Here is a 16,621-nt window from a genome sequence, read left to right as displayed (position 1 = left end):
CCTTATGAATCGACTGCATTTAACCGGAACACTTGGCAAAGTACCTAAGCTGGAAACCAGTCCTTCAGGTATTGAGCATTTACAATTAGTGCTTGAACATCGGTCTATGCAACCGGAAGCCGGTATGAGTCGCCAATCTTATGTGCGCATTCAAGTCGTTTTAAGTGGTGAAGGTTTACAACACTGGTTAGAAAAATTGACGGTGGGTTGTGAAGTTCTGGCAGAAGGTTTTCTGCACCGTCACGAGGATAGCAATGGCTCACCTCGTTTGGTACTTCATGCTCAGCATCTCGAATTGATTTAAGGAGACCATCATGGCTCGTTTTTTTCGTCGCCGCAAATTCTGCCGCTTTAAAGCAGATGGCGTAAAAGAAATTGATTATAAAGATATCGCTACGCTTAAGAACTACATTACTGAAACTGGTAAAATCGTTCCTAGCCGTATTACTGGAACCTCCGCTAAGTATCAGCGTCAGTTAGCGCGCGCTATCAAGCGTGCTCGTTATTTGTCACTGCTGCCTTATACTGATTCACATCAGTAAGCTAGCACCGGTTCGATTACCAAAAGTAGAGGTAGCGAGAAATGAATGTCATTTTGTTAGATAAAATTGCTAACTTGGGAAGCCTTGGCGATCAAGTCAGTGTAAAGTCAGGTTACGCACGTAACTTTCTTTTCCCACAAGGAAAAGCAGTACCAGCAACGAAAAGCAACGTTGATTTGTTTGAACAACGTCGCGCTGAGTATGAAGCTAAATTGTCTGATCAATTAGCTGCTGCTGAAGCTCGTGCTGAGAAAGTTAATGCTTTAGAGACAGTAACTATTGCTTCTAAAGCAGGTGATGAAGGTAAACTATTTGGCTCTATCGGTACTCGCGATATCGCTGATGCAGTAACAGCTGCTGGCGTTGAAGTGAAGAAGAGCGAAGTGTTAATGCCTCACGGTACATTACGTGAAGTTGGTGAGTTTGATATCGAATTACACCTGCACGCTGATGTATTTGCTAACATCAAATTGAAAGTTGTAGCGGCTGAATAAGCCTCTCTATTTTCTGAAAAAGCTGCCTTTTGGCAGCTTTTTTTTTGGGAAAGTTTCTCCCCACGTAAACCTTTCTTATATCCGTGTCGTCTAAACTAATATACCAATAATAAAACGTACCCAGGGAGAGAGAGCGTTGCAAAGTGAACCAGCCAGTGAGGATGTGCTATTAGCGACGCGAGGTGACGTGGATGCTTTTCAGCGCCTGTATTATTTACATATAAAGCAAGTGTATGGATTAGTGTTGCGCCTGTGTGCTGATAAGTCATTAGCTGATGATCTCGTTCAGGAAGTCTTTGTGCAACTCTGGCAAAAATTAGGCTCTTTTCGTGGGGATTCTAAGTTTAGTACTTGGCTTTACCGCGTAACCACGAATATCTGCTTAACTGAAATGCGTAAACAGAAACGATGGTTTGCCAAGTTAACATCCGACAGTCATGACGTTTCAGAACAGGTGAGTGAGGGCGGGCTTGATATGAGCCAATTGGATAAACTGATTTTAAAGTTACCTGAACAAACACGTCAGGTTTTTGTTTTACATGCCTTGCAAGGCGAATCTCACCAACAAATTGCTGATTGGCTGGGAATAGCTATCGGTACCAGTAAAGCGCAGTTTCATCGGGCTCGTAAACGTTTAGAGGAGTGGCTACAAGATGAGTGATAACGAAAAAGCTCAAAAGTTAGACCGCCAACTCGAACTGATTAAGCAACAAGGCATTGACCCTAAAAGGGAGTTTTGGTCAGCGATAGAAAGTCGCGTTAATCGGTCAAAGCGATATCAGAGAACCGGAAAATCTTTTTGGTATGGCGCTATAGCTGCAAGTATTGCTATTACCACTTTTATGGCAGGGTGGCAGTTGAGTGTGTTGCAGGCTCCGGAGAACCCTGTAACGGGCTATTATTTACTGGCCGAAAGAATGAACGCAGAACAACAAGTGCAATTGCATGGTATGCGAGTAGGCTATGAAACAGCAGGTTACAGTCAAATTAATGGTAATACAGAAGAGCAATTAACTCAGTTGGCACTTGCCAGACAAGAAATTACTGAGTCCTTGCGCGAAACATCAGGCGATCCAAATTTATTAGAGTTACTGCGTTGGGTAAATGAGCAGGAATTAAAGTTACTGAATCAGTCTTATACGTTGACTCAGTCCGTACAGGAAATCTAATCAGGAGTTAAAAATGAAAAAGATATTAGCCATAGTCGGTTTATCACTACTTATGTTCGGTTCTGCTATTGCAGCCCAGGAAAAGGTCGATGAAACACTAGCGGTCTCCCCCGCAGCCAGGGTGTCCATTGATAATATGAGAGGAAAGGTTGAACTCATCGTAAACGATAAAGATGAAATTAGGGTGGTCGGAAAGCTTGATGAGAAAGCCGAGGCGTTCGTTTTTGAACAGCGGGGTACAGGGGTTCATATTAACGTAAAAGTTCCTGAGCAACGAGGTTTCAACTTGTCTTCGGACGACTCTGAAGGCTCAGATCTAAAAATTTACCTGCCGTCATCTATGGATATTAGCGTAAATGGTGTGTCCATGGACGTCACTGCTAAAGAATTTGAGGGCGGTTTGGAAGTTCGCCTGGTTAGCGGGGACATAGAGGTTAAAAGTATTAAAAATCGAGTGCTGCTTAAGACGGTCAGTGGCGATATTGATGCAGAAGATCTCTCTGGTTCTGTCCGCTTTGAGACGGTCAGTGGTGACATAATGGATGTGAATAATGGTTCAGAGTCAGCGACCTATCAGTCGGTAAGCGGTGATATTACAAGTCAGTCCGACTCTATTGCTGAATTGACAGTTCAGTCGGTATCTGGCGATATTGATGTAAAAGCGGGAGTGTTACGCAAAGGCAAAGTGACTACCGTCAGTGGCGATGCCATATTGACTGCTGGCTTACACGGTAGTGCTCGATTAGAATCCAGCTCAGTGAGTGGTGATTTAACGTTTAAATGGATGGGCGATATCCACTCGAGTTTCGATATCAAGTCTAATGCTGGCGGTGAAATTACCAACCGGTTAACCGATGATAAAGCCAATGAAGCTGAATGGGGGCCATCGTCAAGACTTGAATTCTCAGTCGGTGAGGGCAGTGCCGATGTTTCCGCAACAACGGTTAGCGGTGAAATTACGCTCGATAATAATTAAATACTGCAGTTAGGTCTTGCTTCGCTTTCTAAATAAGAGGGGATTTTGTATAGTAATCCCCTCTTATTATTTCCCTTGGCGAGACAACTTTCCTCATGGCAGAAAAGTCAAAAAAACGCGACGCTTCAATAGAAGCCCTGCGCTCAGCTCCACACTCAATTGAAGCAGAACAGTCCGTCCTTGGCGGTTTAATGCTGGACAATGATGCGTGGGATAATGTGGCTGGCAGCGTCATCGCAGAAGACTTTTACCATCGCTCCCATAGACTTATTTTCAAAGCGATGCATGAGCTTGCTCAACGCAGCCAGCCGATGGATTTGGTCACGGTATCTGAAAACCTGGAGACATCCGGAGAGCTCGATCAAATTGGTGGGTTTGCTTACCTTGGAGAAATAGCTAAAAATACGCCCAGCGCGGCGAATATATTGGCTTATGCCAACATCGTCAGAGAGCGGGCGGTATTAAGAGAAATGATTGGGGCAGCAAATGACATTGCTGAATCCGGTTATGATACCCAAGGCCGAAGTAGCGCAGAATTGCTAGATTTAGCGGAATCAAAAGTCTTTCAAATAGCGGAAAAACGAGTCAGCTCAAGTGAAGGCCCGCAAGGAATAAATCTTATTCTGCAACGCACGGTAAGCCGTATTGAGCAGTTGAGTAAACTGAAAAACAATAATGGTGTAACAGGCGTTTCTACAGGCTTTACTGATCTAGACCAGATGACTGCAGGTCTTCAGCCTTCAGATTTAGTCATAGTAGCTGCCCGACCTTCAATGGGTAAAACTACATTCGCGATGAACCTTGCGGAGAATATTGCACTGAACGATGATCGGCCGGTGTTAGTATTTAGCTTAGAGATGCCAGCAGAACAGTTAATGATGCGTATGCTGGCATCACTGAGCCGAGTTGACCAGAACAAAGTACGTACGGGTAAACTTGAAGATGATGATTGGGCGCGCATTGCCTCGGTCATGAATATGCTAAATGACAAGAACAACATTTATATCGACGACTCCTCAGGCTTAACGCCTACAGAAGTTCGCTCTCGTGCTCGTCGTATCCATAGAGAACACAAAGGTATCTCTATGATTATGGTGGATTACCTTCAATTGATGACAGTGCCGGGTATGTCGGAAAACCGAACTCTGGAAATTGCTGAAATCTCGCGTTCGTTAAAATCTTTGGCGAAGGAACTGGAAGTACCGGTTGTCGCACTTTCACAGCTTAACCGTTCACTTGAGCAGCGCTCGGACAAACGTCCGGTTAACTCAGACTTACGTGAATCCGGTTCAATTGAGCAGGACGCCGATGTCATTATGTTTATCTATCGAGATGAGGTTTATCATCCCGACTCTGCGGAACAAGGTTTAGCGGAAATTATTATCGGTAAGCAGCGTAACGGGCCTATTGGTAAAGTGGAACTTAAGTTCCACGGGCAACTATCAAGGTTTGATAACTATGCCCGTAATATTAGCGACGACCGTTACTAATCGTCGCTATTTGATCTTATCGAAACAAATTTCGATATAGGCTTTCCCAGCGACATGATTAAACGGCATAATCAATTTTGAGCCTTCAGATTTGTGCGAAATGGTATGATCTTTTCCAGATACGACTATCGGTGTCGCCATATCGAAGTCGTAGCCTTTTTCACCCAGGCTCTTTTTAGCTCCACCGGTGACCATATTAGTAATTTCACCGACCATGTCACATACGTCTTCGTTGATTGAATCCGGCAGCTCACCCAGCATTTTATTCATTATTTCGCAGGCCAGGTTTTCTTCAAAAGATATGGAAAATGACCCTTTAATTTGTGGGCCGACCATTCCGATGATGCCCGATACATCTCCACGAGCGTATTCATCTTTTTTAAGCTGCGCCTTACCGGGTTTCAATTCCATTTGTGCCATCATCGACAAGACATTTTGCAGTGCTTGAAGAAATGGGTTTACGAACTCGGCATTCATTGTTTATTCCTTTATAGCTTGCTGGCACTTAATTGTGTCAGATGTGTTTTCAATGGTTAAAATTAGACTACGGTTACCATAGTCATCAACAACATTGATAGTATTTACTTGTGCTGAAAAGCTGTTCATTAAAAGTGTGTTGGCTAGCTTCCATTGGCACAGGTTATCACGCTTAGGGACTTCCTGATAAATCCAAATTTTTTGATAGTCAGCTTCGAAACCAACCCAACTTGGTGTAACGGCTTCCCCCTGGGAATTAGTGAGTTGAAACTTTTCATTTACCCAGTTACGAATTTGCTTCTCCGCATCATTTTGCTCAAGCCTGAATTCTTTTCCCAAACGCTTTTTCAGTGCTTGCTGAACGTCATGCAACGTATACTGATGGACAATTTCCATAGCATGCGTGTTTTTGTTAAAGCTGATTTCGGTCAACCCAAAAAAGTAACGGTGCGCTGACACAGAGGGTATCAGCGCTAATAACAGAGCAAGAGCGGCAACAACTTTAGTCATCGTTTCCGGACTCCAGCTCCTGATTGTAGTCTTCCATCATGCTTTTATTACGGTCTTTCCGTTTAAAAAGCTCAATCCTTGATGGAACAGCCCGAGCTGGCCAATAATTATTATCCGTATCAACGTCAGCTGTTTCCCAGTTTGGGTCAACAACGACTTGAGTCAGGGTTTTATCTCGAATGAGCAATTTGCTGACGCTCTCTGGCGAACGTCGCCAAACTTCCGCAGGAATACGGACATGCTCCTTACTACCATCTTGGTAATGAAGGTCGAGTAAAATAGGCATAACTAAACCGCCTTTGTTAGCAAAGTCGAGCACGTAGAAGTTACTGCCATTTTCCAGCATTTTTTTCTGCTCGTCATTGAGTCCTTCAATGAGTTTTCTGTATTCGTTACGGTCTGCATTAGTCACCGTAAACTCGTCGTTTTCATTATAGAAGTCAGCAAGGTGCGGTTGCTGATGAATTTTGTAATTAACATCGGCGTTGCGCTTGGTGGTTAAAGATTCAGGCTCTGCATCATGTTGTTTTTCAGCCCAGGCTTTTTCAACTTCCGGATCCTGCGTGTTAATAGTTAATTGGTGAACTTGTTCTAACGATATGTCGACATGGTCAGTCGAGTAGAACCAGCCGCGCCAGAACCAATCTAAATCAACGCCTGAAGCATCCTCTAACGTTCTGAAGAGATCTTCCGGCGTCGGACGTTTAAACTTCCAGCGCTGTGCGTATTCGCGGAATGCGAAATCGAATAAGTCACGACCGACGATGGTTTCACGCAATATATTGAGAGCGGTCGCCGGCTTCCCGTAAGCGTTATTACCAAACTGCAGGATAGATTCTGAGTTGGTCATAATGGGCATTTGGTTACTGCTGGCCATGTAACGGGTAATGTTACGCGGCTCACCGCGCCAGGAAGGGTAGTCTTTTTCCCATTTCTGTTCAGCCAGAAATTGCAAATAGGTGTTTATTCCCTCATCCATCCAGGTCCACTGGCGCTCATCCGTATTGACTATCATAGGGAAGTAAATATGGCCAATTTCGTGAATAATAACTGAAATTAGACCGTATTTCGTACGTTTGGAGTAGTACTTCTCACCCGAGTCTTCGTCAACGTATGGGCGAGGACCATTAAAGGTGATCATCGGATATTCCATGCCACCGACAGGCCCATTGACTGAAATTGCTACCGGGTAAGGGTAGTCAAAGCTGTAGTCGTTGTAATGCTCAATGGTGTGGATAATAGAAGCAGTTGAGTATCGTTCCCATAAAGGATTGCCTTCCTCAGGGTAGAACGACATAGCCAATACATCGGTGTCGTTTTTCTTGTAGCCCTGAGCATCCCAGATAAATTTACGCGATGAAGCCCAGGCAAAGTCACGAACTTTCTCAGCTTCAAAAATCCAGGTTTTGGTTTCGCTGGTTCCTTCCTTTTGGTTCTCCAGTGCTTCCTCTTCGGTAACAATTTTTATTGGTTCGTCCGCGTTACGTGCAACTTCCAGACGTTGACGTTGAGTCGACGTGAGCACCTGGTTGGGATTTTGCAAAACACCGGTAGAAGCAACAATGTGATCGGCCGGAACCGTTATCTCAACACGGTAGTCGCCAAACTCAAGAGCGAACTCACCATTGCCGATGAATTGCTTATTCTGCCAGCCCTCAGCATCATAGTATGCTGCCATACGAGGGAACCATTGTGCCATTTCGTAAAGATAATTACCGTCGTCTTCAAAGTATTCGTAGCCGCCACGGCCGCCAAGCACTTCAGCTTCGATAATGTTGAATTGCCAATTAATATTAAAGGTAACGCTTTCACCACTTTTCAACGGTTCGCTAAGATCAAGTCTTAGCATCGTGTCATTAACGTAATGATCAAGCGGTTCACCATTTTCTTTACTGATTTCGGTAAGCTCATAACCGGCTGGAAAGCTTTCCTGAGTCAGCATACTTTCCATGCGGGAAAAACTAACGCGCTCTAAATCCCCGGAAGCATTACTTTTTGGCCCTATCGAGTCTTTCTTAAAACGGTTTTGATCAAGCTGTACCCATAAATAGCGCAAGGTATCAGGTGAGTTATTAGTATAGGTAATAGTACTTTCTGCGGTAATGCTTTGATTCTCGTCATCTAGCGCAACCTGAATTTTGTAGTCCGCTTCTTGTTGCCAGTAGGCATGGCCGGGGGCTCCAGAAGCTGTTCGGTAGATATTTGGGCTGCGAAACTTATCGTCGTTAAGTTGACGGAATTTATCTTCAAACGCTTGAGCTGTTGCTGCCTGGCTAACGGCAAAGGAAACCGCTGCTGTAGCAATAAGATGACTGAGTTTCATTCTTTTACCTATTGTTATTATTTAATGGCGCTACTATGAATGGCACTTGGTACACAAACCATGAGCCTCTATAGTTTGGTTTTGAACTTTAAAGCCTTGATCTTCTGCTTGGTGCTTTAGCTCGTCGTAGACCCCCTCGGACTGGATCTCCTGAACATCGCCACAGGAGTCACAGATAAGCATTTGTACTGGGTGTTGATGATCAAAGTGTGAACAGAGCACAAAACTGTTTGATGAGGTAATCTTATGGACAAAGCCCTGCTCTTGTAAAAAGTCTAAAGCGCGGTAAATGGTTGGTGGCTTTGCATTTGGCATAACTTCACGCAATTCATCCAGCAAATCGTATGCCCCAACAGCACCTGAATGTTCTGCGAGTATAGCGAATACTTCGCGGCGAGCATTGGTTAGCCGGGCTCCGCGTTGCTGGCAGAGTGTTTCTGCTTTACGTATGAGTCTTTGCGCTTCTTGAGCTGTCATTAGTTACTACAGTTTAAGATCAGTTTTGCCATTGTAGAGAGTTTTAGAGGCAAGGAAAAGGGTTTTACGGAAGAGGCTGCTTAGCGTTGTATTCTGAGTTAAAATAAGTAACGCGTTTGCAGGCTTTACTGATTAACTTTTGGGTGGATGTTTTGGCTTTACCATATTCTTACAAGCTCTCTGTGGCTCCTATGCTGGACTGGACTGATCGTCACTGTCGATATTTTCATCGTTTGCTAACGCAGACTGCCCTGCTTTATACCGAAATGGTGACGACAGGAGCCATTACTTATGGTCAGCAGGACTTTCTCGCATTTAACCCGGAAGAACATCCCGTTGCCCTCCAGTTAGGTGGCTCCGAACCGGACGCGATGGCCCGCTGCGCTGCTTTGGCACAAGAGCGTGGTTATGACGAAGTTAATATCAATGTTGGCTGTCCATCAGATAGAGTTCAGAATGGAAGTTTTGGCGCCTGCTTAATGGCCGAACCCGTAAAAGTGGCTGATTGTGTCAAAGCGATGAAAGCGGTTACCGACATTCCAATAACGGTAAAAACCCGGCTTGGGATTGACCACCAAGATTCCGATGATTTTCTGTATGAATTAACCGATGCGGTTGTCGCTGCCGGTACCGATCAATTGACCTTGCACGCACGTAAAGCCTGGTTGCAAGGACTGAGTCCTAAAGAAAACAGAGATATCCCGGAACTGCAATATGAACGCGTTTACCGGGCACAAAAAAGATACCCCGATGTTCCAGTCTCGATTAATGGTGGAGTTTTAACTATTGATGACGTCAAAGGGCACCTGGCTGAAGTTCATGGTGTGATGATAGGACGGGCGGCGTATCAAAACCCCTGGTTGTTAACTCAGTTGGATCAGTTGAATAGCTTAGAGCAATCAACCCTAACCAGGGAAGCGGTTGTTACTGCCATGATACCTTACATTGATAATCACATCCGCCAGGGAGGCCGTGCATGGCACGTTGCCCGGCATATGCTGGGGTTGTTTCAGGGAATGACGGGAGGCAAACGGTGGCGTCAGTACCTCAGTGTCAAAGGTCCTCGAGCCTCGAGTGCGGAACAACTCCTTTATGGTGCACTGGCGTTTCGTGATGACCATAGCCAGCATGTTTCATCATTAACGTCATAAATACACTAAAAACTGGTGAAAAACACTAACTCTAGAAATCGATAGCTTTTCTTGTTTTAAGAATAATACCAATAAAAACAAATGGTTAATAAAAATTAAAAAGATGGCACAACCTTTGAATTACTTAGTGCGACTTAACTAACGCACTGTCATTTATTCAAAGGAGAAAATCATGAAAGCGTTAATCGTAAGTGTCATCAGTGGTGTTATGTTGTTCAGTGCTTCGGTATCAGCTGCCGATGAAAATAGAGATTCTATCGCTGCTGAGCTACAAGCTCAGATTGCTGAAATGTCTGAAGAAAGTATGCAAAGTATTAAGCAGTCGGCTGCTGACTCGATTCAGGAATGGGCTTTGGAGTTATTTTCGAGCTTACAATTAGTTGAAGTTCAAAATAAAGCATCAGAACAAGAAAGTAAGAAAGCTCAATAAGGAGTCCCCATGATTTTATTGGATCAATGGTGGCTCATTTGGTTGACCGCGCCGGTTTTAGGAACGTTAGTCGTCGGCGCTGTCATAAGTTTCAGCGCATCACTGATGCGGCATAGCTAGACTTTTGGTACTCTGCGTATATCCCGTTATAACAATAAAAGAGGAATACGTATGTTTAAGTCTCTGATAGCCGCTTCAGTGCTGGCTGTAATAACTGGTTGTGCAACAGCTGCCCAGCCTGCAGAAGGTAGCCCGGAACAGGCAAAGTATACCGCTAGTGATAAAGCTGAAAGGTTAGCCAAGCAGTATCTTCTTATCGATACGCACATTGACGTGCCATACCGAATCCACGATAAGTGGGAAAATGTAACTGAAGCCACCGAAGAAGGGGATTTCGATTATCCCCGTGCTGTAGAAGGCGGCCTTGATGCTCCGTTCATGTCAATTTATATCCCTGCTTCTTATGAAGAAAGCGGTGGCAGTATTCAACTGGCTCATGAACTTATCGATGGTATGGAAGCGCTTGTCGGACGTGCGCCAGATAAGTTCGCGATGGCTTATAGCACTGACGATATCCGTCGTAATAAGGAACAAGGTTTAATGTCTATTGCTCTGGGTATGGAAAACGGTACCCCAATTGAAGGCGATCTTGATAACTTACACATGTTTTATGAGCGCGGTATCCGTTACATTACTCTGGCACATTCGTTATCTAATCACATTTCAGATTCTTCTTATGACATTCGCCGACAGTGGGATGGGTTAAGCCCCTTCGGTAAAGAACTGGTCAAAGAAATGAACAAAGTTGGCGTTATGGTCGATGTTTCTCATATTTCTGATGATGCGTTTTACCAAGCCGTTGATATTAGTGAAGCGCCAGTAATAGCGTCGCATTCATCGCTGCGTTCGTATACTCCGGGATTCGAGCGTAATATGAGCGATGACATGCTAAAAGCCTTGGCGGAAAATGAAGGGGTTATCCAAATTAACTTCGGTTCATCATTTTTGGCGGAACAGGCGAATCGTTATCGCGATATGATGAAAAAGCGGATTAGTGCAGTAAAAGAGCAGTATGGCGAAGATAGCGACGAAGCAAAACGTCGCATTAAGGATATTGAAGCCAATAATCCGTATCCCTTTGCGACTTTAGATACCGTTTTAGACCATATTGACCATGTGCGCGATTTGATTGGGGTTGAACATATAGGTGTTGGCTCCGACTATGATGGCGTCGGTGATTCATTACCCGTCGGGTTAAAAGACGTATCCACTTATCCAAACCTGGTTCAGGGACTTATGGATAGAGGCTACTCAGACAAAGAAGTTGAAATGATTCTGGGCGGTAACTTAATGCGAGTTTGGCAGCAGGTCGAAGACTACGCTAAAATACATTAAGGTCTTGACAGCAGGCCGTGAATCGGTATAATTCGCGGCCACGTCTTTTGAGTTTATCGGCAAGTTGCCGTGTAAAAGGCGTTCGACAACAGTCCCGATTGGGGACTGAATGCTTGACGTAGAACATCACACCCCCGGTATGTGCCAGGGAGGTTGTGATTTTCTGTGCTCTTTTTTAAATGCTCTTTTATTGAGGCTTTGATTTATTTATGGCTAATCAAAGAATTCGGATTCGTTTGAAAGCGTTCGATCACCGTCTGATCGACCAGTCGACTGCAGAGATTGTTGAAACTGCAAAACGCACTGGTGCTCAGGTACGTGGTCCTATCCCACTGCCAACACGGAAAGAACGTTTCACCGTGCTGACTTCACCACACGTAAATAAAGACGCGCGTGACCAGTACGAAATCCGCACCCACAAGCGTCTGATTGATATCATGGACCCTACTGACAAAACCGTTGACGCGCTTATGCGTTTAGATTTGGCAGCTGGTGTTGATGTACAGATCAGCTTGGGTTAAGTGGGCAGTAATAGGATTACACACGAGAGGTTTTAACAATGGCTATAGGTCTAGTCGGTCGTAAAGTAGGAATGACGCGTGTCTTCCAGGAAGACGGCGCTTCTGTTCCTGTTACTGTGATCGAAGTGCTGGCGAACCGTGTGACTCAGGTTAAATCTGATGACACTGACGGTTACCGTGCCCTTCAAGTGACCACAGGCGAGAAGAAAGCGAGCCGTGTAACCAAGCCTTTAGCAGGTCATTTTGCTAAAGCTGGTACAGAGGCAGGTCGTGGTCTTTGGGAATTCCGCCTGAAAAACGGCGAAGGCGAAGATTATGCAGTAGGTTCTGAACTGACTGTTGATATTTTTGCAGAAGTTAACAAAGTAGACGTTACTGGTATTTCAAAAGGTAAAGGCTTTGCCGGTACTGTGAAACGCTGGAACTTCAGCATGCAGGACGCTACTCATGGTAACTCATTGTCTCACCGCGCACCGGGTTCAATCGGTCAAAACCAGTCGCCTGGTAAAGTATTCAAAGGCAAGAAAATGGCTGGTCAGATGGGTAATGAGCAAGTCACTACGCAATCACTTGAATTAGTTCGAGTTGATGCAGAACGCAACTTGTTGTTGATCAAAGGTGCGGTCCCCGGTGCAACCGGTAGTGATGTGATCGTTAAACCAGCGGTCAAGGCATAACGTCTGAGGAGAATAGTGATGGAATTAACATTGAAAGACGCAAAAGGCGCTCTTGAGGTTTCCGAAGCTACCTTTGGACGTGAGTTTAATGAAGCCCTTGTCCATCAAGTAGTTGTAGCTTACGCTGCAGGTGCTCGTCAGGGCACTAAAGCTCAGAAAACTCGTTCTGAAGTAGCCGGTGGTGGTAAGAAGCCTTGGCGTCAAAAAGGTACAGGTCGTGCCCGTGCAGGTACAATCCGTAGTCCTATCTGGCGTTCTGGTGGTGCGACTTTTGCAGCAAAACCGCAAAATCACAGCCAGAAAGTCAACAAGAAAATGTATCGCGGTGCGATTAAAAGCATTTTGTCGGAACTGATTCGTCAGGAACGTTTGATTGTTGTTGAGAAGTTTGGTGTTGATGAGCCAAAAACAAAGCAACTGGCAGCGAAACTGAAAGAAATGGATCTGAACGACGTTTTGATCGTAACAAAAGAAGTTGATGAGAACCTGTTCTTAGCTTCTCGCAACTTGCATAAAGTCGACGTGCGTGATGTTCAGGGTATTGACCCTGTCAGTCTGATTGCTTTCGAGAAAGTGCTGATGACTGCTGACGCCGTCAAGCAGCTTGAGGAGGTGTTATCATGATGCGCGAAGAACGTTTGCTTAAAGTGATTTTAGCACCTCACGTTTCGGAAAAATCGACCAACACTGCTGAAAATAACAACACGGTTGTTTTTAAAGTAGCCGTTGATGCGACTAAAACCGAAATCAAAGCGGCTGTCGAAAAATTATTTGAAGTTGAAGTCAAAAACGTACGTACAGTTAACGTGAAGGGTAAAACCAAGCGCACTGGTTCTCGTTTCGGGAAACGCAGTGACTGGAAAAAAGCGTATGTTGCCTTGCAAGAAGGTGCTGACATTGACTTCTCTGGCGGCGCTGAGTAACAGGAGGAATAAACATGGCTGTAGTTAAGAGTAAGCCTACGTCTCCGGGTCAACGCCACGTCGTTAAAGTCGTCGGTCAGGACCTGTACAAAGGCAAGCCTTACGCACCGTTGCTGGAAAAAAACAGCAAGTCTGGTGGTCGTAACAATAACGGTCGTATCACGGTTCGTCACATTGGCGGTGGTCATAAACACCACTACCGTGTAATCGACTTTAAACGTAATAAAGATGGTATCCCTGCAAAGGTTGAGCGTATTGAATACGATCCTAACCGTTCAGCGAATATCGCTTTAGTTTTGTATGCTGACGGTGAACGCCGTTACATTCTGGCTCCGAAGAACCTATCAGTAGGCGATCGTATCCAGTCTGGTGTTGATGCACCAATCAAGCCTGGTAACAGTCTGCCAATGCGCAACATCCCTGTGGGTAGTGTTGTTCACGCGGTAGAGTTACAGCCAGGTAAAGGCGCACAAATGGCTCGTTCAGCGGGTGCTTATTGCCAGATTCTTGCGCGTGACGGTGCTTATGTTACTGTTCGCTTACGTTCAGGTGAGATGCGTCGCGTTCAGTCTGAAGGTCGTGCAACTATCGGTGAAGTAGGCAACGCAGAACACATGCTGCGTCAATTGGGTAAAGCCGGTGCAAACCGCTGGCGTGGTATTCGTCCGACCGTTCGTGGTGTGGCGATGAACCCAGTTGATCACCCTCACGGTGGTGGTGAAGGCCGTACCTCTGGTGGACGTCATCCTGTGACGCCATGGGGCACGCCGACCAAGGGCTACAAAACCCGTAAAAACAAGCGTACTGATAAGTTCATCGTACGCCGTCGCAACAAATAAGAGTTGAGGATAAAACATGCCACGTTCTCTTAAAAAAGGTCCATTTATTGACCTTCACCTGCTAAATAAGGTGGAGAAAGCGTTGGAAGCCGGGGAAAAGAAGCCAATTAAAACTTGGTCCCGTCGTTCAATGATCATCCCAGATATGATCGGCCTGACAATCGCTGTTCACAACGGTCGTCAGCACGTTCCTGTCTACGTGACAGATGAAATGATCGGTCATAAATTAGGCGAATTCGCGCCAACCCGTACTTATCGCGGCCATGCTGCTGATAAGAAAGCGAAGAAACGGTAAGAGGTAGAGAGTGATGGAAGCAATTGCTAAACACCAATTTGCCCGCGTTTCAGCGCAGAAGGGCCGTTTGGTCGCAGACCAAATCCGTGGACTTCCAGTAGAAAAAGCACTGGATATCCTGGCATACAGCCCTAAAGCAGCTGCTGGCTTAATCAAGAAAGTTCTTGAGTCAGCAATCGCGAACGCGGAACATAACGAAGGTGCGGATATTGATGAGTTGAAAGTAACTCGAGTCTTTTTAGACGAGGGTCCTACTATGAAACGCATCAAACCACGGGCGAAAGGCCGTGCCGATCGTATCTTTAAGCGCACCAGCCACATTACTGTGGTCGTGTCAGATAGCTAGGAGATAAATTATGGGTCAGAAAGTACATCCTAATGGTATTCGCCTAGGTATCTCCAGACCATGGAATGCAACCTGGTATGCGAATACAAATGAGTTCGCTGATAACCTGCACAGTGATCATCAGGTACGTAAGTTCCTGACTAAAGAACTGCGCAACGCATCAGTCTCTCGTATCGTTATCGATCGTCCTGCTAAGAGTGTTCGTGTGACTATTCACACAGCGCGCCCTGGTGTGGTCATCGGTAAAAAAGGCGAAGACGTAGAAAAACTGCGTAAACAAGTATCGAAATTGACAGGTTCTCCTGCGCAAATCAATATCTCAGAAGTTCGTAAGCCTGAGTTGGATTCGCAGCTAGTAGCTGACAATATTGCTGGTCAGTTGGAACGTCGTGTCATGTTCCGTCGTGCTATGAAGCGTGCTGTACAGAACGCCATTCGCTTAGGTGCCAAAGGTATCAAAGTTGAAGTGAGTGGTCGTTTAGGCGGCGCAGAGATTGCACGTACTGAGTGGTATCGTGAAGGCCGTGTACCGCTGCACACATTACGTGCAGACATCGACTACTCGACCTCAGAAGCGAACACCACTTACGGTATCATCGGTGTTAAGGTCTGGATTTTCCGTGGTGAAGTTCTTGGTGGACTTCCAACTGAAGAAAAGCCAGCTCCTAAGCGCGGCAAGAACCGTAAGTAAGGAGAGACGATATGTTACAACCTAAGCGTACAAAATTCCGTAAGGTTCACACAGGCCGCAACCGTGGTCTGGCGCAGTCTGGTAACAAAGTCAGCTTCGGTACTTTTGGTTTAAAAGCTACTGACCGTGGTCGTATGACTGCGCGTCAAATCGAAGCAGGCCGTCGTGCAATGACTCGTCACGTTAAGCGTCAAGGTAAAATCTGGATCCGTGTATTTCCTGATAAGCCTATTACCAAAAAACCTCTAGAAGTTCGTATGGGTAAAGGTAAAGGTAACGTCGAATACTGGGTTGCTCAGATTCAACCAGGTCGCGTTCTGTATGAAATGGACGGTGTTCCTGAAGAGTTGGCACGTGAAGCGTTCCGCCTAGCGGCACGTAAACTGCCTTTCAAAACCACTTTTGTGACTCGGACGGTAATGTGATGAAAGCAAGTGAACTGAAAGATAAAACCGTTGAGCAGCTGCAGGAAGAATTGCTAGGCTTGCGTCGTGAGCAGTTCAATCTGCGTATGCAAGCGGCAACTGGTCAGCTGAATCAGACTCACATGATGAAACAAGTGCGTCGTGATATCGCACGTGTTAAAACCATCTTAAATGAGAAGGCAGGTGCGTAATGACTGATGAAAAACGTGTTCGTACTCTGCAAGGCAAAGTTGTCAGCGATAAGATGGATAAAACCATCACTGTAGCTGTTGAACGTCGTGTAAAGCACCCGGTATACGGGAAGTACATCACGCGTACAACTAAAGTACATGCGCATGACGAAGACAACCAGTGTAAAGCAGGCGATACCGTGATTGTTCGCGAATGTCGTCCGCTGTCTAAGAATAAATCTTGGACTCTGGAAGAAATCGTAGAGCGTGCTACTGTTGTCTAAACGCAGATAACGATAA

General features: G+C 45.4%; 25 protein-coding genes. 21 read left to right on the top strand and 4 right to left on the bottom strand.

Features of this window, described 5'->3' with window-relative positions:
* Positions 1 to 4 precede the first annotated feature (4 nt).
* From priB to dnaB, 7 genes are all read left to right on the top strand, one after another.
* Positions 5 to 304, top strand: coding sequence for a primosomal replication protein N (gene priB / locus CWI78_RS11665; protein WP_126782970.1), 300 nt, complete (start codon positions 5 to 7; stop codon positions 302 to 304).
* 10 nt (positions 305 to 314) lie between these two features.
* Entirely contained in the window at positions 315 to 542 is a 228-nt protein-coding gene (gene rpsR / locus CWI78_RS11660; protein WP_011235166.1) for a 30S ribosomal protein S18, read from the top strand.
* Positions 543 to 583: 41 nt separating this feature from the next.
* Positions 584 to 1,036, top strand: a complete 453-nt coding sequence (gene rplI / locus CWI78_RS11655) for a 50S ribosomal protein L9 (protein ID WP_126782969.1) — start codon at positions 584 to 586, stop codon at positions 1,034 to 1,036.
* A gap of 136 nt (positions 1,037 to 1,172) precedes the next feature.
* Complete coding sequence (locus CWI78_RS11650) at positions 1,173 to 1,697, top strand: RNA polymerase sigma factor (protein ID WP_126782968.1); 525 nt, start codon at positions 1,173 to 1,175, stop codon at positions 1,695 to 1,697.
* The gene (locus CWI78_RS11645; protein ID WP_126782967.1) at positions 1,690 to 2,205 is read left to right on the top strand and encodes a hypothetical protein; all 516 of its coding nucleotides are present in this window, start codon (positions 1,690 to 1,692) and stop codon (positions 2,203 to 2,205) included. Before CWI78_RS11650 ends, CWI78_RS11645 begins: the two co-directional genes overlap by 8 nt.
* Positions 2,206 to 2,218: 13 nt before the next feature.
* Positions 2,219 to 3,181, top strand: coding sequence for a DUF4097 family beta strand repeat-containing protein (locus CWI78_RS11640; RefSeq protein WP_126782966.1), 963 nt, complete (start codon positions 2,219 to 2,221; stop codon positions 3,179 to 3,181).
* A gap of 95 nt (positions 3,182 to 3,276) precedes the next feature.
* A complete protein-coding gene (dnaB, locus tag CWI78_RS11635; RefSeq protein WP_126782965.1) occupies positions 3,277 to 4,671 on the top strand; it encodes a replicative DNA helicase in 1,395 nt (464 codons plus the stop codon).
* 6 nt (positions 4,672 to 4,677) lie between these two features.
* Here the strand turns inward: dnaB and CWI78_RS11630 are convergent, their stop codons facing one another.
* The 4 genes from CWI78_RS11630 to zur are packed head-to-tail and all read right to left on the bottom strand — an operon-like array spanning position 4,678 to position 8,458.
* Positions 4,678 to 5,148 carry a chemotaxis protein CheX gene (locus CWI78_RS11630; protein WP_126782964.1) on the bottom strand — a complete coding sequence of 157 codons (471 nt, stop codon included), beginning with the start codon at positions 5,146 to 5,148 and terminating at the stop codon, positions 4,678 to 4,680.
* A 3-nt stretch (positions 5,149 to 5,151) separates the two neighbouring features.
* The gene (locus tag CWI78_RS11625; protein WP_126782963.1) at positions 5,152 to 5,658 is read right to left on the bottom strand and encodes a DUF6702 family protein; all 507 of its coding nucleotides are present in this window, start codon (positions 5,656 to 5,658) and stop codon (positions 5,152 to 5,154) included.
* Entirely contained in the window at positions 5,651 to 7,981 is a 2,331-nt protein-coding gene (locus tag CWI78_RS11620; protein ID WP_126782962.1) for a M1 family metallopeptidase, read from the bottom strand. Before CWI78_RS11620 ends, CWI78_RS11625 begins: the two co-directional genes overlap by 8 nt.
* 33 nt (positions 7,982 to 8,014) lie before the next feature.
* Positions 8,015 to 8,458: a zinc uptake transcriptional repressor Zur gene (gene zur, locus CWI78_RS11615; RefSeq protein WP_126782961.1), complete on the bottom strand. Its 444-nt coding sequence runs from the start codon at positions 8,456 to 8,458 to the stop codon at positions 8,015 to 8,017.
* 152 nt (positions 8,459 to 8,610) lie between these two features.
* Here zur and dusA point away from each other — a divergent pair, with 152 nt between their 5' ends.
* The 14 genes from dusA to rpsQ all read left to right on the top strand — a co-directional run bounded on the left by dusA (position 8,611) and on the right by rpsQ (position 16,605).
* On the top strand, positions 8,611 to 9,609 hold the full coding sequence (gene dusA / locus CWI78_RS11610) for a tRNA dihydrouridine(20/20a) synthase DusA (protein WP_126782960.1): 999 nt from the start codon (positions 8,611 to 8,613) through the stop codon (positions 9,607 to 9,609).
* 172 nt (positions 9,610 to 9,781) lie between these two features.
* A complete protein-coding gene (locus CWI78_RS11605; RefSeq protein ID WP_126782959.1) occupies positions 9,782 to 10,039 on the top strand; it encodes a hypothetical protein in 258 nt (85 codons plus the stop codon).
* Positions 10,040 to 10,210: 171 nt separating this feature from the next.
* On the top strand, positions 10,211 to 11,434 hold the full coding sequence (locus CWI78_RS11600) for a dipeptidase (RefSeq protein ID WP_126782958.1): 1,224 nt from the start codon (positions 10,211 to 10,213) through the stop codon (positions 11,432 to 11,434).
* A 209-nt stretch (positions 11,435 to 11,643) separates the two neighbouring features.
* Positions 11,644 to 11,955 (top strand): 30S ribosomal protein S10, encoded by a 312-nt coding sequence (gene rpsJ, locus CWI78_RS11595; RefSeq protein ID WP_053954198.1) that lies wholly within the window; start codon positions 11,644 to 11,646, stop codon positions 11,953 to 11,955.
* Positions 11,956 to 11,993: 38 nt separating this feature from the next.
* Positions 11,994 to 12,632 carry a 50S ribosomal protein L3 gene (gene rplC, locus CWI78_RS11590; RefSeq protein ID WP_126782957.1) on the top strand — a complete coding sequence of 213 codons (639 nt, stop codon included), beginning with the start codon at positions 11,994 to 11,996 and terminating at the stop codon, positions 12,630 to 12,632.
* Between the two features lie 18 nt (positions 12,633 to 12,650).
* A complete protein-coding gene (rplD, locus tag CWI78_RS11585) occupies positions 12,651 to 13,256 on the top strand; it encodes a 50S ribosomal protein L4 (RefSeq protein ID WP_011235152.1) in 606 nt (201 codons plus the stop codon).
* A complete protein-coding gene (gene rplW, locus CWI78_RS11580) occupies positions 13,253 to 13,555 on the top strand; it encodes a 50S ribosomal protein L23 (RefSeq protein WP_126782956.1) in 303 nt (100 codons plus the stop codon). Before rplD ends, rplW begins: the two co-directional genes overlap by 4 nt.
* Positions 13,556 to 13,569: 14 nt before the next feature.
* Positions 13,570 to 14,394, top strand: a complete 825-nt coding sequence (gene rplB / locus CWI78_RS11575) for a 50S ribosomal protein L2 (RefSeq protein WP_011235150.1) — start codon at positions 13,570 to 13,572, stop codon at positions 14,392 to 14,394.
* 16 nt (positions 14,395 to 14,410) lie between these two features.
* Positions 14,411 to 14,689 (top strand): 30S ribosomal protein S19, encoded by a 279-nt coding sequence (rpsS, locus tag CWI78_RS11570; RefSeq protein WP_011235149.1) that lies wholly within the window; start codon positions 14,411 to 14,413, stop codon positions 14,687 to 14,689.
* A 13-nt stretch (positions 14,690 to 14,702) separates the two neighbouring features.
* The gene (gene rplV / locus CWI78_RS11565) at positions 14,703 to 15,035 is read left to right on the top strand and encodes a 50S ribosomal protein L22 (RefSeq protein ID WP_126783060.1); all 333 of its coding nucleotides are present in this window, start codon (positions 14,703 to 14,705) and stop codon (positions 15,033 to 15,035) included.
* A gap of 10 nt (positions 15,036 to 15,045) precedes the next feature.
* Positions 15,046 to 15,726, top strand: a complete 681-nt coding sequence (rpsC, locus tag CWI78_RS11560) for a 30S ribosomal protein S3 (protein ID WP_126782955.1) — start codon at positions 15,046 to 15,048, stop codon at positions 15,724 to 15,726.
* 11 nt (positions 15,727 to 15,737) lie between these two features.
* Positions 15,738 to 16,151 carry a 50S ribosomal protein L16 gene (rplP, locus tag CWI78_RS11555; protein WP_011235146.1) on the top strand — a complete coding sequence of 138 codons (414 nt, stop codon included), beginning with the start codon at positions 15,738 to 15,740 and terminating at the stop codon, positions 16,149 to 16,151.
* Complete coding sequence (gene rpmC, locus CWI78_RS11550; protein WP_011235145.1) at positions 16,151 to 16,342, top strand: 50S ribosomal protein L29; 192 nt, start codon at positions 16,151 to 16,153, stop codon at positions 16,340 to 16,342. Before rplP ends, rpmC begins: the two co-directional genes overlap by 1 nt.
* Complete coding sequence (gene rpsQ, locus CWI78_RS11545) at positions 16,342 to 16,605, top strand: 30S ribosomal protein S17 (RefSeq protein WP_126782954.1); 264 nt, start codon at positions 16,342 to 16,344, stop codon at positions 16,603 to 16,605. Before rpmC ends, rpsQ begins: the two co-directional genes overlap by 1 nt.
* The last annotated feature ends 16 nt before the right edge of the window (positions 16,606 to 16,621 follow it).

Source organism: Idiomarina ramblicola, assembly GCF_003987255.1.
GTDB classification, from domain to species: Bacteria; Pseudomonadota; Gammaproteobacteria; order Enterobacterales; family Alteromonadaceae; genus Idiomarina; species Idiomarina ramblicola.
This window is presented reverse-complemented; position numbering and strand designations above follow the sequence as displayed.